We start from the raw sequence: 17,486 nt of genomic DNA on the forward strand, positions 1-17,486 counted from the left end.
CCAACACTCTTACCCAACCCCCCGCTCTCCCGATCTGGTTTCGGGAAGGGGCGGGGTGGGGCCGGCTCCGCGCAGCGGCCAGGCGCGGGCCCGGAAGCCGCGCCTCAATCGCCGGCGGGGCTGGATTGGCGGGTCTCCGCCCGGGCGGATGCAGATGGTGGGCGGGGCCCAGGTGTCGGGGCGCTGCCCCGGACCCCGCGCCTCAAACGCCGGCGAGGCTGGATGTGCCCGGCGGGGCTGGAATGGCACTCCGTCGGGCGGCCGGCCCGTCAGGGGGTGTTCTTGTTCAGGGGTGGGCCCAGGGGCGGGCCGTGGGGGGAGTCGTCCGGGGAGGGGCCGTGCTCGTGGGTGGGCGCGCCCAAGGCCGGGCCGTGGTCCGGCGGCGGGGTGTCGTACGGCCGGGTGGGCCGGTCGCCACGGGGCGGGGTGTCCGCCGGACCGGACGTAGGCGGGGCGTCCGCCGGACCGGCGGCGGGCGGGGTGGTCGCCGGATCGGGCGTGGGCGGGGGCTTCGCCGGGTCGGTGGGCGGCTGGGGCGCCGAGTCGTAGACGTGGCCGGACGGGTCCTCGCCCGGGGGGCGGTAGGCGGCCTCGACGCGGCGGTGCGCGGGGCGGCGGCCGCGCATGACCACGGCGGCCAGGAGGAGGAAGACGCCGCCGGCGAAGGCGTTGGCCACGCCTTCGCCTAGGGCGGGGCGGCCGGAGCCGCCGACCGTGAGGCCGTCCGCCGCCTGCCCCTGCCGCACCATCCACAGGATCGTGAAGCCCAGCACCAGCACCCCGGCCACCGCCATCACCAGCCGCGACCGCAGCACGACCGCGACCAGCGTCAGCAGGCCGGCCACGGCGAAGGGCAGGAAGAGCGAGGCGAGCAGCGCGGCCTTGTCCGTGGAGACGCCGGTCCCGGAGAGGAGGTCGGCGAGCCGGTAGTCGCGCCCGTGACGGCCGTCGTACCAGGCACGGAAGGGGCTCCAGACGGCGGCCGTCGCTCCCACGAGCCCCATCAGCGATCCGAGGGCGTTGCGGACCATGCTCGGCCTCCTGAGTCGGGCTCTCGCTCCCGACGCTACGCCCGCCCGCCCTCAGCGCAACCGGAACCCCTTCTCCGATTTCCGCCCGGCGAAGAGCTCGGCCTGCGCCCCGGCCGGCAGGTTCCCCAGCGCGATCAGCTGCGGCGCCTGCGCCAGGGCCGCCGCCCTGGCCGCCTCCTTGGCCGACCAGAGGGCCCGTACGGTGCCCTGGACGGCCGCCGCCGGGTACCCCGCCAAGGTTTCCGCGCACCGCACCGCCGCGTCCAGCTCACCGCCCGGTGCGGTCAGTTCGGAGACCAGCCCGATCTCGTACGCCCGCCGGGCCGAGACCCGTTCCGCGGTGCCCATCAGCGCCATCCGGGCCACTTCCCCGAAGGGCATCCGCTGGGCCATGTACACGCTCTCGTAGGCGCTGACCATGCCGTAGGTGGTGTGCGGGTCGAAGAAGGTGGCGTGCTCCCCGGCGATCACGAACTCCGCCTCGCCCAGCAGGTAGAAGGCCCCGCCGCAGGCCATGCCGTTGACCGCGGCGATCACCGGCGTCCAGAGCCCGTTGGCCTTGGGCCCGATCGCCACCAGCGGGTCCTCGACGTCGTACGGGGAGGCCGGCTGGGGCACGTTCGCCGAGCGGTCGATGCCGGTGCAGAAGGCGGCCGGGCCGGCGCCGGTGACCACCACGGCCCGGACCCCGTCGTCGTACCGGAACTCCTGCCAGGCCGCGCTCAGTTCGGCGGCGGTGGCCAGGTCGACGGCATTGTGCCGGTCCGGCCGGTCCAGGGTCAGCACCGCGACCCCGGCTGCCCGGTCCCGCTCCACGCGCAGGCTCACGTGCGCTCCAGCAGCCAGCGCGGCAGGTGGATGCCGCCCAGCTCGGCGAAGGCCACCTGCACCTTGGCCCCGATCCGCAGCCGCGCCGGGTCCACCGAGTCCAGCGGCGCGTCCGGGGCGGCGACCAGGTTCCCGGCCAGCCGGATCTCCGGGGCGTCGGCCAGTTCGACGAGGACGACGTTGTACGGGGCCCGGGCCGCGTAGGCGGGCAGCAGCGGCGGGTGCGGGAAGACGTACGACCAGATCCGGCCGCGGCCGGACATCAGCCGCCACTCGCTGTCGAAGGACTGGCAGTGCGGGCAGCAGGGGCGGGGCGGGAAGCGCAGCCGGCCGCAGCCGGTGCAGGCCTGGACCCGCAGCTCGCCGCGGGCCGCGTACTCCCAGAAGGGCGCGCCGTCCCCGTCGGGGACGGGCAGCAGGAGGCCTTCCTCCGTCACGAAGGTCATGTCAGCTCCTCAGCAGGATCGCGGACGTCGGGACGCCCTCGCCCGCCGTCACCAGGCAGGTGGCGGCGTCCGGCACCTGGGCGGTGGAGATCCCGCGCAGCTGCTTGACGCCCTCGTTGATCAGGTTGAAGCCGTGCACGTACGCCTCGGAGAGCCCGCCGCCGCCGGTGTTCATCGGCAGCCGGCCGCCGATCTCCAGCGCGCCGCCCTCGGTGAAGGCGGCGCCCTCGCCGCGGCCGCAGAAGCCGTACCCCTCGAGGGAGAGCGGGATCAGCGGGGTGAAGGCGTCGTAGATCTGGGCCACGTCCACGTCCTGCGGCCCGAAGTCGGCCTGTTTCCACAGGTGTCGGGCGGCGGTCCAGGCGGGTCCGGAGAGCGGGTCGTCGTTCCAGTAATTGACCATGCCGTGGTGCTGGGCGGGCAGGCCCTGGGCGACGGAGTGCACGTACACCGGCTTCTGCCGGCAGTCCCGGGCGCGTTCGGCGGAGACGATCACGCAGGCGAGCGCGCCGTCGGTCTCCAGGCAGTTGTCGAAGAGGCAGAGCGGTTCGCTGATCCAGCGGGCGGTCATGTACATCTCGCGGGTCAGCGGGCGTTCGTACATCATCGCGGCCGGGTTCTGGTTGGCCCGGTTGCGGCAGGCCAGGGCGACGTTGAAGAGGTGGTCGCGGGTGGCGCCGTACTCGTGCATGTAGCGCCGGGCCAGCATCCCGATCTCGTCCGCCGGGCGCAGCAGCCCGAAGGGCCGGGTCCACTGCCCGGGGGTGGGGAGCTGGACCGCGGTGTTCTTCCAGGGGCGGGGCCCGGAGCCGCGTTTGCGCGAGCGCCAGGCGACGCCGACGGTGGCCTGCCCGGTGGCGACCGCGGCGGCCAGGTGGCCGACGGTGGCGCAGGAACCGCCGCCGCCGTAGCCGACCTTGGAGAAGAAGGTGACGTCACCGGCGCCGATGGCCTTGGCCACCTCGACCTCGTCGGTCTCCTCCATCGTGTAGGAGGCGAAGGCGTCGACCTCGGAGGGCGCGATGCCGGCGTCCTCGAGCGCGGCCAGGATCGCCCGGCAGGCCAATTCCTTCTCCGACTGCGGGAGTTGTTTCGCAAAGGCGGTCTGCCCGATCCCGACTATCGCCGTAGCGTCCTTCAGGGTTGCCGCCATCGCCACCTCCGGGGGTGCATCACTGCTGACAGCGGGGAAGGCTACAGCTAATCTGACGGATAGTCAGCTACTGTGCGAGCGGTCGGCGGAGAGGGCCTTTCGATGAGCGAGGACGCGCGCGGGGACCTGCGCTGGGGCAGCATTCCGGGCCTGGTGCGGGCGGCGGCCGAGCGGTACGCCGGCCTCGAGGCGGTGGTGGACGGCCGCAGCCGGATCAGCTACGCCGAGCTGGGCGAGCGGGTCGAGCGGGCCGCGGCGGCCTGCATCGCGGCCGGGGTCCGGGCCGGCGACCGGGTCGCCGTCTGGGCGCCCAACACCCTGGAGTGGATCGTCTCCGCCCTGGGCGCCGTCACCGCCGGGGCCGTCCTGGTCCCGCTCAACACCCGCTTCAAGGGCGCCGAGGCCGCCTACGTGCTGCGCCGCAGCGGGGCCCGGCTGCTCTTCGTCACCGGCACCTTCCTCGGCACCTCGTACGTCGCCTCGCTGCGCCGGGCCGCCGCCGAGGGCTCCGGCACCGGCCCGCTGCCCGGTCTGCCGGAGCTCCAGGAGGCGGTGGTGCTGGCCGAGGACGCCCCCCAGGGCTTCCGCACCTGGAAGGAGTTCCTGGCCGGCGGGGACGGCGTCGGCGCCGAGGAGGTCCGGGCCCGGGCCGCCGCGATCCGCCCCGAGGCCCCCTCCGACATCGTCTTCACCTCCGGCACCACCGGCAGCCCCAAGGGCGCGGTGATCACCCACGCCCAGACCCTGCGCTGCTACCAGGTCTGGAGCGAGCTGGCCGGGCTGCGCGAGGGCGACCGGTACCTGATCGTGAACCCCTTCTTCCACACCTTCGGCTACAAGGCCGGCATCATCGCCTGCCTGATGCGCGGGGCCACGATGGTCCCCCAGCCGGTCTTCAACGTCGACACGGTCCTCGCCAACATCGCCGCCGAGCGCATCTCCGTGCTGCCCGGCCCGCCCACCCTCCACCAGTCCCTGCTCGACCACCCGGCCCGGGACCACCACGACCTCTCCGCGCTGCGGCTGGTGGTCACCGGCGCGGCCGTGGTGCCGTTGCGCCTGGTGGAGCGGCTGCGCGGCGAACTGCGCATCGCCACCGTCCTCACCGCGTACGGGCTCTCCGAGGCCAGCGGCATCGTCACCATGTGCCGGCGCGGGGACCCGGCCGAGACCGTGGCCGCCACCTCCGGCCGGGCCATCCCCGGCACCGAGCTGCGGATCGTCTCGGCCGCGGGGGAGGAGCTGCCGGCCGGCGAGCCCGGCGAGGTCCGGGTCCGCGGGCACAACGTCATGTCCGGGTACTACCAGGACCCGGAGGGGACCGCCGCGGCCATCACCCCGGACGGCTGGCTGTGCACCGGGGACGTGGGCGTGCTCGACGAGGCCGGCAACCTCCGCATCACCGACCGGATCAAGGACATGTTCATCGTCGGCGGCTTCAACGCCTACCCGGCGGAGATCGAGCAACTGCTGGGCCTGCACCCGGACATCGCGGACGTGGCGGTGATCGGCGTACCCGACCCGCGGCTCGGCGAGGTCGGCAAGGCCTACGCCGTGCGCCGCCCCGGCACCACCCTCACCGCCGACGACCTGATCGCCTGGTCCCGGCGCGAGATGGCCAACTACAAGGTCCCCCGGGCCGTCGAGTTCGTCACCGAACTCCCGCGCAACGCCAGCGGAAAGGTCCTCAAGACCGAACTGCGGGGCCGGGGTCCGCACAGCGCATAGGCAGGGGCTGAAACACACCTGAGTGGTTGCCGCGGTGCGCCCGAAGCACGGGCGAGATCAAGCGGAGGCTTCCCGAGTCCAAGATCGTGGCCATGCGGAACGGCCCGGCGCCGTTCCTCCGTACATGGCCGCCCGGGCTCCCGTCCGGCGGCGGACGAACGGGAGTCACACATGCGCACGTGGATGAGCAGAAGGACGGCCGCCGTCCTGACGGCGGGGGCGGCGGCGATCGCCTCCCTGGTCACCGCCCTGCCGGCGCAGGCCATCACCGGCGGTACCGAGTCCACCGAGCCGTACTCGTTCATGGTCTCGCTCCAGTACGACGCTCCCCGCTCGGACGGACACCGGTGCGGGGCGGTGCTCATCGACCCGCAGTGGGCGCTCACCGCAGGGCACTGCACCAACACCCCGACCGGCTCCAAGGCGGGCGTCCCCCGCGGCTGGAAGGTGCGCGTCGGGTCGCTGGACGTCACCGCCGGCGGCGAGGTCGCCGAAGTCGACAGGTTCTACCGGCGGACCGTCAAGGCCGACCCCCCGGGCGAGGACATCGCGCTGCTGCACCTGCGCAACCCGGTGAAGGCCGAGCCGGTGCGGATGGCCGGGACCACGCCCGCCGTCGGGACGCCCACCCGCATCCTCGGCTGGGGCCAGTCCTCGGACGACTGCGGTGACGACTACGAGGACCGCGCCTGCTTCCCCAGCAGACTGCGCGAGGCCGACACCGAGGTCGTGCCGCTCGACGTGTGCTGGGACGAGGGCGACGCCCTCCCGCCCCTGTGCATCGGTCGCCTCAGTCCCCCCGTCGGGCCGGGGGTGACGGACTCCGGAGGACCCGCCCTGGTCCGCGAGGGCGGCGAATGGGTGCTGGCGGGCACGGTCATCGGGGCCGGCAGCAGGGGCGACCTCTACCCCGGCCTGTACACCGACGTCGCGAAGAACTCCGCCTGGATCAACGGCATCGTGAACGGGACCGACGTGCCGCCCTTCGACCCGATCCCGAACGTGGAGGGCTCGGCCACGGTGGGCAACTGCCTGGGGTCTGTGGTGCGCCCGCCCACCGCGCGCCCCCAGGACCCGGCGTTGGTGATGACCAACGGCCACTGCGTGCCGAGCGGCCGGCCCGCACCGGGGAAGGCGCTGGTGGACCGGCCCGCCGACCTGAAGAACCCGGTCGCCATCAGGGACTCCGCCGGCTACACGCAGACCACTGCCCGCGCGACCCGGCTGGTGTACGCCACGATGACGGGCACCGACGTCGCGCTGTACCGGCTGGACAAGACCTACGCGCAGCTGGCCAAGGAGGGCGCGAAGGTCTTCCGGCTGTCCACCACCCCGATGCGCAGGGGTGACCGGCTGTCCATGGCCTACACCTCCAGCCGCCCGGCGTGCACGGTGGAGGCCGTGGTGCCGCACCTGCGGGAGGGCGGCTACCAGCAGGACCGCTCGGTGCGCTACGCCACCAGCGACACCTGCTTCAGCCGGGCCGGCCACTCCGGCAGCGCACTGCTGGCGCCGGACGGGAACACCGTCGTGGGCATCAACAACACCCACAACAACGACGGCGAGCAGTGCACCGACAACAACCCCTGCGAGGTCGGCCGGGACGGATCGGTGACCGCGGTGCAGGGCCGCAGCTACGGCCAGCAGGTCCACCAGATCGCCGGCTGCCTCACCCCGGGCTCGCGGTTGAAGCTCTCCCGCCCGGGCTGCGAGCTGACCGGTGCCGCGGCAGGACGCCGCTAGGGACCGTCCCTAGCGGAGGCCCTGGGCGGGCGGCTCGGTGGCGCGGGCCAGCAGGAGGCGCCAGTTCGGGCTGCCGTCCGGGCGGCGGCCGAACCGCTCCAGCGGCAGCAGCTGCACCGTGAAGCCGGCCCGCCGCAGGTCCTCGCGCACGCCGCCCAGTGGGAAGGTCCGGTAGTACATCACGAACGGCGGCCGCCACAGGGCGTTGCGCACCCGCATCGCCGCGTCGAAGCCGAGGGTGGCCCAGTACAGGCCGGAGCGGGGCGGGGGCGGCGCGCCGATCGGGACCGCGAAGAGCCCGCCGGGCACCAGCGCCCGCCGCACCCCGGCGAAGAGCGCCGGCCGCTCGGCGGGCAGGAAGTGCCCGAAGGCGCCGAAGGAAACGGCCAGGTCGTACCCGCCGTCGAAGGGCAGCGCCCGCGCGTCGGCCCGGACGAAGTCCACGGCGGGGGAGCCGGCCGCGGGGTGGGCCCGGCGGGCCCGCTCCAGCATCCCGGGGCTGAAGTCGGTACCGGTCACCCGCTCCCGGCACAGCCCGCGCAGTACGCCGATGCCGGCGCCGGTACCGCAGCACACGTCCAGCCCGGCCTCGAAGGGGCCGAGCGGGGCCAGCGCCCCGGCGACCGCGTCGAGGAAGGGGGCGGGGGTGCGGAAGGGCGTGTGGTCGAACTTCGGGGCGAGCAGGTCGTAGCCGCGCTCCACGGAGGAGAGCGCTTGGGCGGTGAGCTCGCGCAGACTGGGTCCCTCGGCGGTGAACACGCGGCCAGCCTATGCCGGTGCCGCGGACGGCGCGGGTGGCCGGGCCGGCGCGGCCCGGACGCGGAAAAGACGATCACGGTGGCTCCCCCTCCGGGCCACCGTGATCGTCTCCCCGTCGTGCTCCCCCGTGGGCTGTGATGGGAGGGGGGTCCCCCGATCCCCCTCGCCGCCCCCGTGCTTCCCCCGTACTTCCCCCGTGTTCTCCCGGGCCCCCGTATCCCCCGTGGGCCCGGTCCCCCGTACCGCTCCGGGCTCCGTTTCCCCCGTGAGCCCGGTCCTTCTCCCCCCTGGGGCCCGTTCCCCCGTCCCCCCGGGCCCCGATCCGGCCCGCCGGTTACTTCGGCAGCGGGCTGGACGCGTGGTTGTCGAGCGTGCGGATCTCCTCGGCCGCGACCGGGGTGGCGGTGGCGTCGGCCGGGGCGGCTGCGGTGGTGGTGTTCGGCGTGCCGCCCGAGGCGTGGTTGTCGAGCGGCTTGATCTCGATGCCCGACGCGTGGTTGTCGAGGGTCTCGATGCCGCTCTCGTTGGTGGTGTTGTCGCTCATCGTCACTCCCGTGATCGTCGCTGCACGTGTTGCGTGAGTGCCCGTTCGGCAATTCCCCCGCGGACTGCCGAACGGGCACTCCGGGGCCGAACACCTTAACGGTGTGGCCGGTTCGCAACCCGTCCGCCCCCCGCGCAACGGGTCGATGGATCCATCATGTCGGGGGGCGATAAACGAACGATGAACGTCCGCTCAGTGGGTTCTCCGGCGGGGGTCGAGCCTCCGGTCAGGCCGCCAGGTCGCGGGTCAGGAGGGCGCGTACGGCGGCCAGTTCGGGGGAGCCCAGCTGTTCGAAGATGGCGTAGGCCTCGCGCCAGCAGGCCCGGGCGCGGTCGGTCTGGCCGAGGCCCTGGAGGGCCTGGCCGAGGACGGTGAGGACGGTCGCCCGGCGCCATTCGCCGCCGATGCCCCGCAGGGCGATGGCCTGTTCGGCGTGGGCGGCGGCCAGCGAGGGCCGGCGGGCCGCCAGGTGCACCTCCGCCAGGCGGAAGTGCGTGACGCCCTCCCACAGCGGCTGCCGGTTCTCCCGGAAGAGCGCCATCGCCTCGGTGAGCTGGTCGAGGGCGTCGCCGAGCCGGCCGGCCTGGGTGAGGGCGATGCCCAGCGCGTAGCGGCCGTTGGCCAGGCGCAGGGTGAGGCCCATCCGGTCGTAGATGGCGATGCCGCCCTCGGCCAGTTCGATGGCGCTGGTCATCCGGCCCAGGGAGACGTGGATGCGGGAGAGGTTGCACAGGGCGCTGGCCTCGCCGACCTCGTTGCCGTCGGCGCGGAAGTTCTCGATGGCCTTCAGGAGGTGGCGTTCGCCCTCCTGGTGGCGGTTCTGGTAGATGGCGATGATGCCGCGGTCGTTGGGGGCCCAGCAGCTCGGCAGCGGGTCGCCGGCGCGTTCGGCCAGGGCGGTGGCCCGGCGGGCCTCGGCGTCGGCCTCGTCGAAGCGGCCGGCGACCAGGTGGACGTTGGTGAGGGTGGTGCGGGCCCGGCCCTCGGCGCGGGGGTCGCCGGCGGCCCGGGCGGCCTCGCACAGGGCGCGGGCGGCGGACTCGTACTGCTTGGAGTTGGCGCCGGACTCGGCCAGGTCCTTGGCGGCCCACAGCAGGTCCACGCCCCGGCGCAGCCGGCTGCCGGTGGGGTCCTGGTCGGGGTCGGCGGCCTGGCAGCGGGCCGCGGCCTGCTGGACGCACGCCAGCAGGGCGTTGGCCTCGGAGTAGAGCCAGTCCAGGGCGGTGCTGCGGTCCGCGAAGGTCAGCCCGGGGTGGCTGGTGGGCTCCAAGTGGGCCACCAGGCGGTCGCCGGGCCGCTCCAGGGCGTACACCGCGGCGGCCGTGGCCAGGTAGAAGTCCAGCAGCCGGGAGGTGGCTGCGGTGCGCTCGCTGGGCGGCTGCTCGTCCCGCTCGGCGCAGGCACGCGCGTAGAGCCGGACCAGGTCGTGGAAGCGGTAGCGGCCGGGGGCGGCCGATTCCAGCAGGGAGGAGTCGACCAGCGCCTCCAGCAGGTCCTCGGCGTCGTGCTCCGGGAGGTCCAGCACGGCGGCCGCGGCGGCCAGCGAGATGTCGGGGCCGTCGGCCAGGCCGAGCAGCCGGAAGGCGCGGGCCTGGGCGGGCTCCAGCTGGCCGTAGCCGAGTTCGAAGGTGGCCTTCACGGCCAGGTCGCCGGTCTGCAGCTCGTCCAGCCGGCGCCGCTCGTCGGCCAGCTTCGCGGCCAGCACGGACACCGTCCAGGTGCGCCGGGCGGCGAGCCGGGAGGCCGCGATCCGGATCGCCAGCGGCAGGAAGCCGCAGGCCCCGACGACGTCGAGGGCGGCCTGCCGCTCGGCGGCGACCCGTTCGGCGCCCACGATGCGGGTGAAGAGCTGGAGGGCTTCCTCGGGGCTCATCACGTCCAGGTCGACCAGGTGCGCCCCGGCCAGCCCGGCCATCCGGACCCGGCTGGTGACCAGGGCCGCGCAGCCGGCCGTGCCGGGCAGCAGCGGGCGGACCTGGGCGGCGTCCTTGGCGTTGTCCAGCAGGACCAGGATGCGGCGACCGTCGAGGGTGGACCGGTAGAGCGCGGCGCGTTCGTGCGCGGTGTCGGGGATCGCGGTGTCGGGGGTGCCCAGGGCCCGCAGGAACGCGCCGAGCACGGCCTCCGGCTCGGCGGCCCGGGCCTCGGTGCCCTGGAGGTCGACGTAGAGCTGGCCGTCGGGGAAGTGCGGGCGGGCGGCGTGCGCGACGTGCACGGCGAGGGTGGTCTTGCCGACCCCGCCGATGCCGGCGAGGGCGGAGACCGCCATCACCTGGCCGTCGGTACCGGCCGAGGCCAGGATCTCGGACAGTTCGCCGACGAAGGCCGCCCGGCCGGTGAAGTCTGGCACGGTGGCCGGGAGTTGGGCGGGCAGGACCCGGGCGGGCGCGGCCGTCGGGGCCGGTTCGGCGGCCCGGGCCAGCTCGGCGTCGGCGCGCAGGATGCGCTGCTGGAGCTCGGCGAGCTCGGCCCGCGGTTCGACGCCCAGTTCCTCCTGGAGCAGCCGCCGGGTGTCCGCGTACACGGCAAGCGCCTCGGCCTGCCGGCCGCTGCGGTAGAGCGCGAGCATCAGGAGCTCGCGCAGCCGCTCGCGGAGCGGGTGTGCGGCGGTCAGGGCGGTCAGTTCGGAGACCGCGTCGGCGTGGCTGCCGACCTCGAGGTCGAGGTCGAGCCGGGTCTCCAGCAGCCCGAGCCGCCACTCGGCGAGCCGGGTGCGCTCGGTCTCGGCGTACGGCCCGGGTACGCCGGCCAGCGGCTCGCCGGCCCACAGGGCCAGGGCGTCGTTCAGCAGGGTCCGCGCGCCGCCGCGGTCGCCGGTGGAGCGGGCCCGGTCGGCGTCGGCGGCCAGGCCCTTGGCGCGGCTCACGTCGAGGGCGGCGGCCGGGGTGCGGATGGCGTACCCGCCGGACTCGCTGACCAGGACGCCGGGGGCGAGGATCTTGCGCAGCCGGGAGGCGTAGGTGCGGATGGTGGCGAGCGCCTGGGAGGGCGGGTCCTCGCCCCAGATGGCGTCGATCAGCTCGGGCGCGGTGGCGGTGCGGCCGTCGCGCAGCAGCAGGGCGGCCAGCAGGGCGCGTTGCTGGGGGGAGCCGGAGGCGAGCGGCTGTCCGCCGCGCCAGGCCCGTACCGGGCCGAGCACGGCGAAGCGGGCGGCGTCGGGGGCCTCGGTCGCGGTGTTCACGGTCACGGTCTTCACGGACGCACCGCCGGTACCGGTGGGTTCCGGTGCGGGGGTGGTGGATTGCGGTGCGGTGGCGGCGGGTTGGGGCGCGGCGGAGGGGTTCCTTCCCGCGGCGGCCCGACGGCGGGCGGACGCGGGGGTTCCCGACTTCCTGGGTGCTGCCGCCTCGGGGTGGATCCGCTGCTGCGGAATGGGCGGTATGCCGTCCATTTGTTCCCCCTTGCCTACCGGATCGGGCTGGTGCGTCCTGGTCAGTCTGCCTTGTGTCGGGCGGGTGCGTCAGCCCGGGAGCGGTGCCCGGGGTGCCGCCCGGCCGCTCGCGGGGGCGTGCGTTCCGCTCACGGCGGGGGGTGGGCGCGGCGGGACGGTGCTGCGCTAGTAGCTGACGGTTCGTCAGATGGGCGCTACGGTGGGGGCATGGAGACCTTCCCGAAGATAATCTCGGTGGACGACCACACGGTTGAGCCTCCCCACGTCTGGCGGGACCGGCTCCCGTCCAAGTACGCCGACGTCGCCCCGCGGGTGGTGCGCGCGCCCCTGAAGGAAATGACCTTCATGGGGGGCAAGTTCGCCCCGGTCATGGGTGCCAGGGGCGACGACGGCCCGATCGGCGACTGGTGGGTCTACGAGGACCTGCACCGGCCGCTGACCCGGCTGGACACCGCGGTCGGCTATCCGCGCGAGGAGATCCGGCTCGAGGTCATCACCTACGAGCAGATGCGGCCGGGCTCCTTCTCGGTGCCCGAGCGGCTGGCCGACATGGACGTCAACCACGTCCAGTCCGCGCTGTGCTTCCCGACCTTCCCGCGCTTCTGCGGCCAGACCTTCACCGAGGCCAAGGACCGGGAGCTGGGCCTGCTCGGGGTGCGCGCGTACAACGACTGGATGGTGGAGGAGTGGTGCGGGCCGCTGGCGCAGGGCCGGCTGATCCCGCTCACGCTGATCCCGCTGTGGGACGCGCGGCTGGCCGCGGAGGAGGTGCGGCGGAACGCGGCGCGGGGGGTGCGGGCGGTGGCCTTCTCGGAGATCCCGCCGCACCTGGGGCTGCCGTCGATCCACACCGACGAGTGGGACCCCTTCCTGCAGGCCTGCGACGAGACCGGCACGGTCATCGCCATGCACATCGGCTCCTCCTCGAAGATGCCCTCCACCTCGGCGGACGCGCCGCCGGCGGTCGGCTCCACGATCACCTTCGCCAACTGCTGCTTCTCGATGGTCGACTGGCTGATGAGCGGCAAGTTCGAACGCTTCCCGAACCTGCGGATCATGTACGCGGAGGGGCAGATCGGCTGGATCCCCTACATCCTGGAACGGGCCGACGTGGTCTGGCAGGAGAACCGGGGCTGGGGCGGGGTGGCGGACAAGGTCACCCGGCCGCCGTCGGAGCTCTTCGCGGAGCACGTGTACGGGTGCTTCTTCGACGACGCCTTCGGCTTGCGGAACCTGGACGCGATCGGGGTCGGGAACGTCCTCTACGAGACGGACTACCCGCACTCGGACTCGACCTGGCCGAAGTCCCGGGAGGTCGGCGAGTCCCAGATGTCCCACCTGGCCCCGGACGTGGTCGACCGCATCGTCCGCCGCAACGCCATCTCCCTCCTGGGCCTGACCGAAGCCGGCCTCTGGCACCCGTAGCCCGCCCCGCGCAGCGGCCGGGCCCGGGCCCGGACCCCGCGCCTCAATCCCCGGCGGGGCTGGATTGCCCCGCCGGGGTGCCGAAGGGCGGGGGCCGGGGCTCAGGCCGCGTGGAGGGCCAGGGTGGGGGAGAGGCGGGCGGCGCGGACGGCGGGGTAGAGGCCCGCGACCGTGCCGATGGCCAGGGTGGCGGCGAAGCCGCCGGAGACGGCCCACAAGGGGACGACCCAGGGGAGGCCGGCCGCCGCCGCATAGGCGGCCACCGCCCCCGCCCCCAGCGCGATCCCCGCCACCCCGCCCAGCCCGGACAGCAGCAGCGACTCGGTGACGAACTGGATCCGGACCTGCCCCTTCGTCGCCCCCAGGGACCGCCGCAGCCCGATCTCGTGCCGCCGTTCCAACACCGAGATGATCATGGTGTTGGCCACGCCCACCCCGCCGACCAGCAGCGCGATCCCGCCCAGCCCCAGCAGTAGCGTGCTGAAGGCGCCCTCGGTGGCCGCCTTCGCCTGGAGCGCCGCCGACGGGTCGGTCACCGAGACCGAGGTCGGCGACTGCGGGTTGACCGTCGGCGGGATCAGCTCCCGCACCGACCCGACCGCCCCGTCCGCCGAGCGCTCGTACACCGCCGTCGGGTGCCCGTCGAAGCCCAGCAGGCGTTCGGCCGCGTCCCAGCCGACCAGCGCGGCCCGTTCGATCTCCGGCGCCAGCGGCACCGGGTCCAGGATCCCGGTGACCGTGAAGTACCGGCCGCCGATGAAGACCTGCTGCCCCGGCGCGGTGATGCCGAGCCGCCGGGCCGCGACGTCCCCGAGCACCACCGAGGGGTACCGGGCGGTCGCGCCGTTGAGCCAGGCGCCGCTGCGGACCTTCGCCCGCAGGGTCTCCAGGAGTTGGTCCCGGGCCGCCAGCACCGCGATGCCGCCGGTCTCGTCCGGGGAGATGTTCTCGCTGCGCCGCACCGACTGCGGGACCAGGCCGGTGGTGCCGACCTGCTCCACCCCGGCGATCCGGCCCACCATCCCCGGCGACTCCTTCGGCAGCTTGGTGTCCTGGCCCGACCACATCGACTCGCCGGGGGTGATCACCATGAGGTTGGTGCCCAGCCGGTCCAGCTCGCGCAGCAGCTTCGCCTGGCTGGAGGAGGAGATCCCCACCACCGCGATCATCGTGGCGATGCCGATCGCGATCCCGAGGGCCGAGAGCACCACCCGTACCGGACGGGACCGCAGCCCCGCCGAGCCGACGTGCAGTACGTCCCCCGGTCCCAGCCGGGCCGGCCGCAGCCCGCGCCGGGCGCCGCGCCCCGTCCCGCGCCTCATGCCGCCGCCCCCGCCCCGGCCGCGCGGACGTCCGACACGATCAGCCCGTCCCGGATCCGTACCTGCCGCGGCAGGCTCGCCGCGATCTCCTGGTCGTGGGTGATGACCGCGATGGTCGCGCCCTCCCGGTTCAGGTCCCGCAGCAGGTCCATCACCGCCGCGCCGGAGGCCGTGTCCAGCGCCCCGGTCGGTTCGTCGGCCAGCAGCAGGTCGGGCTCGCCGACCACCGCCCGGGCGATCGCCACCCGCTGCTTCTGGCCGCCGGACAGCTGGTGCGGCCGGTGTTCGAGACGGTCGCCCAGCCCGACCCGGTCCAGCGCCTCGGCCGCCCGGCGGCGCCGCTCGGACCGGGGCAGGCCCGAGTAGAGCAGGCCCTCCGCGACGTTGTCCCGCGCGCTGACCCCGGGTACCAGGTGGAAGGACTGGAAGACGAAGCCGACGTGCCGGGCCCGCAGCGCCGACAGCGCCCGGTCGGAGAGCGCCGCCACGTCGTGCCCGGCGATCGCGACCGTCCCGGCCGAGGGCCGGTCCAGCGTGCCGACGATGTGCAGGAGGGTGGACTTCCCCGACCCCGAGGGGCCGACGATGCCCAGCAGCTCCCCGGCCGGCACGGTCAGGTCCACCCCGGACAGCGCCGTGACCCCGCCCGGGTACTCCTTGGTGACGCCCCGCAGCTCCACGACCGGGCGTACGCCGGCGGGGGCCACGGGGTCGGCCGGGCCCGCGGCCCGGCCCTTCTCCAGGTGCGCGGTCATGTCTTCGGCACCCCCACCCGCATGCCCTCCTTCAGGGCGCCGCCCTTCACCTCGACGCGGCCCTGTCCGAACATGCCCAGCTCGACCCGGACCTCGCGGACCGTGCCGTCCGCGACCACCTGCACGCCGAAGCCGCCGCCGGCGAGCGCCAGCAGGGCGTTCACCGGTACGGACAGCACGTCGCGGGCGGTCTCGCCGGTCAGCCCGACGGAGACCGAGGCCCCGTCGGGGCCCTTGACGTCCCCGGCGCGGTCGAAGGAGACCAGGACCTCCACCTTCGGCTTCTGGTCACCGCCCCCGCCGCCCCCGCCGCCCTTGTCGTCGGGCCCCTTCGCGGAGGCGCCGACGGAGGAGACCCGCCCGGTGGCCGAGCCGCCGCCCGGCAGGCCGACGCTCACCTTGTCGCCGACCGTGACCGCGCCGGCCGCGGTCACGTCCAGCTCCAGCCGCACCACCCGCTCGGTGCCGGTCAGCGAGAGCACCGGCTTGCCCGGCGCCGCCTGGTCGCCGACCGCCGCCTCCGCCGAGCGCACCCGCTGCGGGCCGGCCGCGAAGGCCACGTCGCCCACGGCGACCTGCCCGGTGCGCTTCATCTTGTGGGCCTTCTGCCAGCGCTCGACCGCCCGGACCGTGCCCTCGGTGTACGTGCCGTCCTCCGGGTCCAGGCCGGTGCCGTAGCCCAGCGCGACCAGGTTCGCCTTGAGCTGCTTGACGTCCTCGCCCTTGTCGCCGGCCTTCAGGCTCCGGTACATGGGCCGGGCGCCGTACATCAGGCGCACCGGCCGGCCGTCGACCTCGTACAGCGGCTGGTCGCGGGAGACGACCGAGCCGCCGCCCGCGAGCCAGGTCAGGGTCCCGGCCGCGGCGGCGTTGAGCGCCCGCTCCTTCGCGTAGCCGAGCACGCCGTCGACCTGCACGCCGTTGCTGAGGTCGCCGCGGGCCACCGGCGCGGTGTCCGGCGGCAGCCCGTCGCTCCGGCGGTCCCCGGCGCCGTCCGGGTCCTCGCGGTGCGGCTGCGCGGACACCACGTACCCGCCGCCGCCGAGGGCGACCAGCGCCACCAGGCTCCCCAGGAGCCACTTCTTCATGCGCACTTCTCGCTGGCCTTCTTGAAGGCCTCTTCCTGGCCCTTGGGTATCTCGGTGGCGCGCATCGCGCCGCCCTCGAACTTGGGGTCCGGGAGGTTCACGCCGTTCTTGCGCATGCACTGGACCCACTTGAGCTGCTGGTCCTTCTCCTGCTGGGTGGGGCCGGAGCCGCCGCCCTTGGGACCGCTGCCACAGGCCTCCAGGGCCTTCTGGAACTTCTGCGGGTCGGCGTTCCCGCCCAGGGTCATGCCCCGCGGGTCCTGACCGGGCTTCGGGTCCGGCACGTCGATGCCCTGCTTGCGCAGGCACTGCCGCATCTTGAGGGCCGCGTCCGCGTCCACGCCGGTGGTGCCCTTCCCGCCGGAGGTGCCGCTGCTCGCGGAGTTCGAGCCGGAGTCGTCCTTCTTGTCGTCGCCGCCGTCCGAGCCGGGCCCGCAGGCGGCGGTGAGGAGCGCCAGCCCGGTCAGCAGGGCGGCCGTGGTCATCGTCATGGATGGCTTCATGCGCCGACCCTGCGCGAAAGCGGGGTTTCGGCGCTCTAACGGCCCGCCTTTACAACGGCGAAACCCCCGCCTCGGATAGAGAGGGGGGATGCGAGTGCTGGTGGTGGAGGACGAGCCGTTCCTCCGGGAGATGATCGCCGAGGGGCTGCGCCGGGACGCCCTCGCCGTCGACGAGGCGGCCGACGGCCCGGCGGCCCTGGAGCGGCTGCGGCTGGGCGAGTACGACGTCCTGGTGCTGGACCGGGACCTGCCCGGGCTGCACGGCGACGAGGTCTGCCGCCAGGTGGTCCGCGAGGGGCTGCTCACCCGCGTCCTGATGCTCACCGCCGCCGGCACCGTCCGCGACCGCGTCGAGGGGCTGGGCCTGGGCGCCGACGACTACCTCACCAAGCCCTTCGCATACGACGAGCTGCTGGCCCGGGTCCTGGCGCTGGGGCGGCGGGCCCGGCCGGCCCTGCCGCCGGTGCTGGAGCGGGCCGGTATCGCGCTGGACACCGCGCGGCGCAGCGCCACCCGCGACGGCCGCCGGCTGGCGCTCTCCCGCAAGGAGTTCGCCGTGCTGGAGGCGCTGCTGCGGGCGGAGGGCGCGGTGGTGGGCCACGACGACCTGATCGAGCAGGTCTGGGAGCAGGACACCAGCTACTCGACCAACGCCGTCCGGGTCACCCTCAGCAAGCTCCGCGCCAAGCTGGGCGAGCCGCCGGTGGTCGAGACGGTGCCGGGGGCCGGCTACCGGATCGCGACGCCGGGGGCCGGGGCGTGACGGCGGG

General features: G+C 74.6%; 15 protein-coding genes. 4 read left to right on the forward strand and 11 right to left on the reverse strand.

Features of this window, described 5'->3' with window-relative positions; genetic code table 11:
- Window positions 1–269: 269 nt before the first annotated feature.
- From AB0O40_RS29905 to AB0O40_RS29920, 4 genes are read right to left on the reverse strand one after another with little or no spacing between them, the layout of a single operon-like run.
- Window positions 270–1,031 (reverse strand): hypothetical protein, encoded by a 762-nt coding sequence (locus tag AB0O40_RS29905; RefSeq protein ID WP_365048199.1) that lies wholly within the window; start codon window positions 1,029–1,031, stop codon window positions 270–272.
- A 51-nt stretch (window positions 1,032–1,082) separates the two neighbouring features.
- Window positions 1,083–1,859 carry an enoyl-CoA hydratase/isomerase family protein gene (locus AB0O40_RS29910; RefSeq protein ID WP_365048201.1) on the reverse strand — a complete coding sequence of 259 codons (777 nt, stop codon included), beginning with the start codon at window positions 1,857–1,859 and terminating at the stop codon, window positions 1,083–1,085.
- Complete coding sequence (locus AB0O40_RS29915; RefSeq protein WP_365048202.1) at window positions 1,856–2,305, reverse strand: OB-fold domain-containing protein; 450 nt, start codon at window positions 2,303–2,305, stop codon at window positions 1,856–1,858. Before AB0O40_RS29915 ends, AB0O40_RS29910 begins: the two co-directional genes overlap by 4 nt.
- Before the next feature lies 1 nt (window position 2,306).
- A complete protein-coding gene (locus AB0O40_RS29920) occupies window positions 2,307–3,458 on the reverse strand; it encodes a lipid-transfer protein (protein WP_365048204.1) in 1,152 nt (383 codons plus the stop codon).
- Window positions 3,459–3,560: 102 nt separating this feature from the next.
- Here AB0O40_RS29920 and AB0O40_RS29925 point away from each other — a divergent pair, with 102 nt between their 5' ends.
- Together AB0O40_RS29925 and AB0O40_RS29930 are read left to right on the forward strand one after the other, a co-directional pair.
- The gene (locus tag AB0O40_RS29925) at window positions 3,561–5,186 is read left to right on the forward strand and encodes a FadD3 family acyl-CoA ligase (protein ID WP_365048206.1); all 1,626 of its coding nucleotides are present in this window, start codon (window positions 3,561–3,563) and stop codon (window positions 5,184–5,186) included.
- Window positions 5,187–5,369: 183 nt separating this feature from the next.
- Window positions 5,370–6,929: a trypsin-like serine protease gene (locus AB0O40_RS29930; protein WP_365048207.1), complete on the forward strand. Its 1,560-nt coding sequence runs from the start codon at window positions 5,370–5,372 to the stop codon at window positions 6,927–6,929.
- A 9-nt stretch (window positions 6,930–6,938) separates the two neighbouring features.
- Here the strand turns inward: AB0O40_RS29930 and AB0O40_RS29935 are convergent, their stop codons facing one another.
- From AB0O40_RS29935 to AB0O40_RS29945, 3 genes are all read right to left on the reverse strand, one after another.
- Window positions 6,939–7,688 (reverse strand): class I SAM-dependent methyltransferase, encoded by a 750-nt coding sequence (locus AB0O40_RS29935; protein ID WP_365048209.1) that lies wholly within the window; start codon window positions 7,686–7,688, stop codon window positions 6,939–6,941.
- A 334-nt stretch (window positions 7,689–8,022) separates the two neighbouring features.
- Entirely contained in the window at window positions 8,023–8,232 is a 210-nt protein-coding gene (locus AB0O40_RS29940; protein ID WP_365048211.1) for a hypothetical protein, read from the reverse strand.
- Window positions 8,233–8,458: 226 nt separating this feature from the next.
- A complete protein-coding gene (locus AB0O40_RS29945) occupies window positions 8,459–11,623 on the reverse strand; it encodes a BTAD domain-containing putative transcriptional regulator (protein WP_365048213.1) in 3,165 nt (1,054 codons plus the stop codon).
- A 207-nt stretch (window positions 11,624–11,830) separates the two neighbouring features.
- Here AB0O40_RS29945 and AB0O40_RS29950 point away from each other — a divergent pair, with 207 nt between their 5' ends.
- Window positions 11,831–13,048: an amidohydrolase family protein gene (locus AB0O40_RS29950; protein ID WP_365048215.1), complete on the forward strand. Its 1,218-nt coding sequence runs from the start codon at window positions 11,831–11,833 to the stop codon at window positions 13,046–13,048.
- Window positions 13,049–13,149: 101 nt separating this feature from the next.
- Here the strand turns inward: AB0O40_RS29950 and AB0O40_RS29955 are convergent, their stop codons facing one another.
- The 4 genes from AB0O40_RS29955 to AB0O40_RS29970 are packed head-to-tail and all read right to left on the reverse strand — an operon-like array spanning window position 13,150 to window position 16,704.
- Window positions 13,150–14,370 carry an ABC transporter permease gene (locus tag AB0O40_RS29955; protein WP_365048217.1) on the reverse strand — a complete coding sequence of 407 codons (1,221 nt, stop codon included), beginning with the start codon at window positions 14,368–14,370 and terminating at the stop codon, window positions 13,150–13,152.
- Window positions 14,367–15,125, reverse strand: a complete 759-nt coding sequence (locus AB0O40_RS29960; RefSeq protein ID WP_365048219.1) for an ABC transporter ATP-binding protein — start codon at window positions 15,123–15,125, stop codon at window positions 14,367–14,369. The genes AB0O40_RS29955 and AB0O40_RS29960 overlap by 4 nt, the downstream gene beginning before the upstream one ends.
- Window positions 15,122–16,213 (reverse strand): peptidoglycan-binding domain-containing protein, encoded by a 1,092-nt coding sequence (locus AB0O40_RS29965; RefSeq protein ID WP_365048221.1) that lies wholly within the window; start codon window positions 16,211–16,213, stop codon window positions 15,122–15,124. Before AB0O40_RS29965 ends, AB0O40_RS29960 begins: the two co-directional genes overlap by 4 nt.
- Window positions 16,210–16,704 (reverse strand): hypothetical protein, encoded by a 495-nt coding sequence (locus AB0O40_RS29970; protein WP_365048223.1) that lies wholly within the window; start codon window positions 16,702–16,704, stop codon window positions 16,210–16,212. The genes AB0O40_RS29965 and AB0O40_RS29970 overlap by 4 nt, the downstream gene beginning before the upstream one ends.
- A gap of 100 nt (window positions 16,705–16,804) precedes the next feature.
- On the opposite strand from AB0O40_RS29970, the gene AB0O40_RS29975 reads away from it, so the two are divergent.
- Window positions 16,805–17,479 (forward strand): response regulator transcription factor, encoded by a 675-nt coding sequence (locus AB0O40_RS29975; protein ID WP_365048225.1) that lies wholly within the window; start codon window positions 16,805–16,807, stop codon window positions 17,477–17,479.
- Window positions 17,480–17,486 lie beyond the last annotated feature (7 nt).

Source organism: Streptomyces sp. NPDC089919 (genome assembly GCF_040684615.1).
Taxonomy (GTDB): Bacteria; Actinomycetota; Actinomycetes; order Streptomycetales; family Streptomycetaceae; genus Streptomyces.

Excerpts from the sequence above, each read along its gene's own strand:
- AB0O40_RS29905 (WP_365048199.1), bottom strand. The coding sequence starts at position 1,031 with ATGGTCCGCAACGCCCTCGGATCGCTGATGGGGCTCGTGGGAGCGACG.
- AB0O40_RS29915 (WP_365048202.1), bottom strand. The coding sequence starts at position 2,305 with ATGACCTTCGTGACGGAGGAAGGCCTCCTGCTGCCCGTCCCCGACGGG.
- AB0O40_RS29920 (WP_365048204.1), bottom strand. The coding sequence starts at position 3,458 with ATGGCGGCAACCCTGAAGGACGCTACGGCGATAGTCGGGATCGGGCAG.
- AB0O40_RS29925 (WP_365048206.1), top strand. The coding sequence starts at position 3,561 with ATGAGCGAGGACGCGCGCGGGGACCTGCGCTGGGGCAGCATTCCGGGC.
- AB0O40_RS29930 (WP_365048207.1), top strand. The coding sequence starts at position 5,370 with ATGAGCAGAAGGACGGCCGCCGTCCTGACGGCGGGGGCGGCGGCGATC.
- AB0O40_RS29940 (WP_365048211.1), bottom strand. The coding sequence starts at position 8,232 with ATGAGCGACAACACCACCAACGAGAGCGGCATCGAGACCCTCGACAAC.
- AB0O40_RS29945 (WP_365048213.1), bottom strand. The coding sequence starts at position 11,623 with ATGGACGGCATACCGCCCATTCCGCAGCAGCGGATCCACCCCGAGGCG.
- AB0O40_RS29950 (WP_365048215.1), top strand. The coding sequence starts at position 11,831 with ATGGAGACCTTCCCGAAGATAATCTCGGTGGACGACCACACGGTTGAG.
- AB0O40_RS29955 (WP_365048217.1), bottom strand. The coding sequence starts at position 14,370 with ATGAGGCGCGGGACGGGGCGCGGCGCCCGGCGCGGGCTGCGGCCGGCC.
- AB0O40_RS29960 (WP_365048219.1), bottom strand. The coding sequence starts at position 15,125 with ATGACCGCGCACCTGGAGAAGGGCCGGGCCGCGGGCCCGGCCGACCCC.
- AB0O40_RS29965 (WP_365048221.1), bottom strand. The coding sequence starts at position 16,213 with ATGAAGAAGTGGCTCCTGGGGAGCCTGGTGGCGCTGGTCGCCCTCGGC.
- AB0O40_RS29970 (WP_365048223.1), bottom strand. The coding sequence starts at position 16,704 with ATGACGATGACCACGGCCGCCCTGCTGACCGGGCTGGCGCTCCTCACC.
- AB0O40_RS29975 (WP_365048225.1), top strand. The coding sequence starts at position 16,805 with ATGCGAGTGCTGGTGGTGGAGGACGAGCCGTTCCTCCGGGAGATGATC.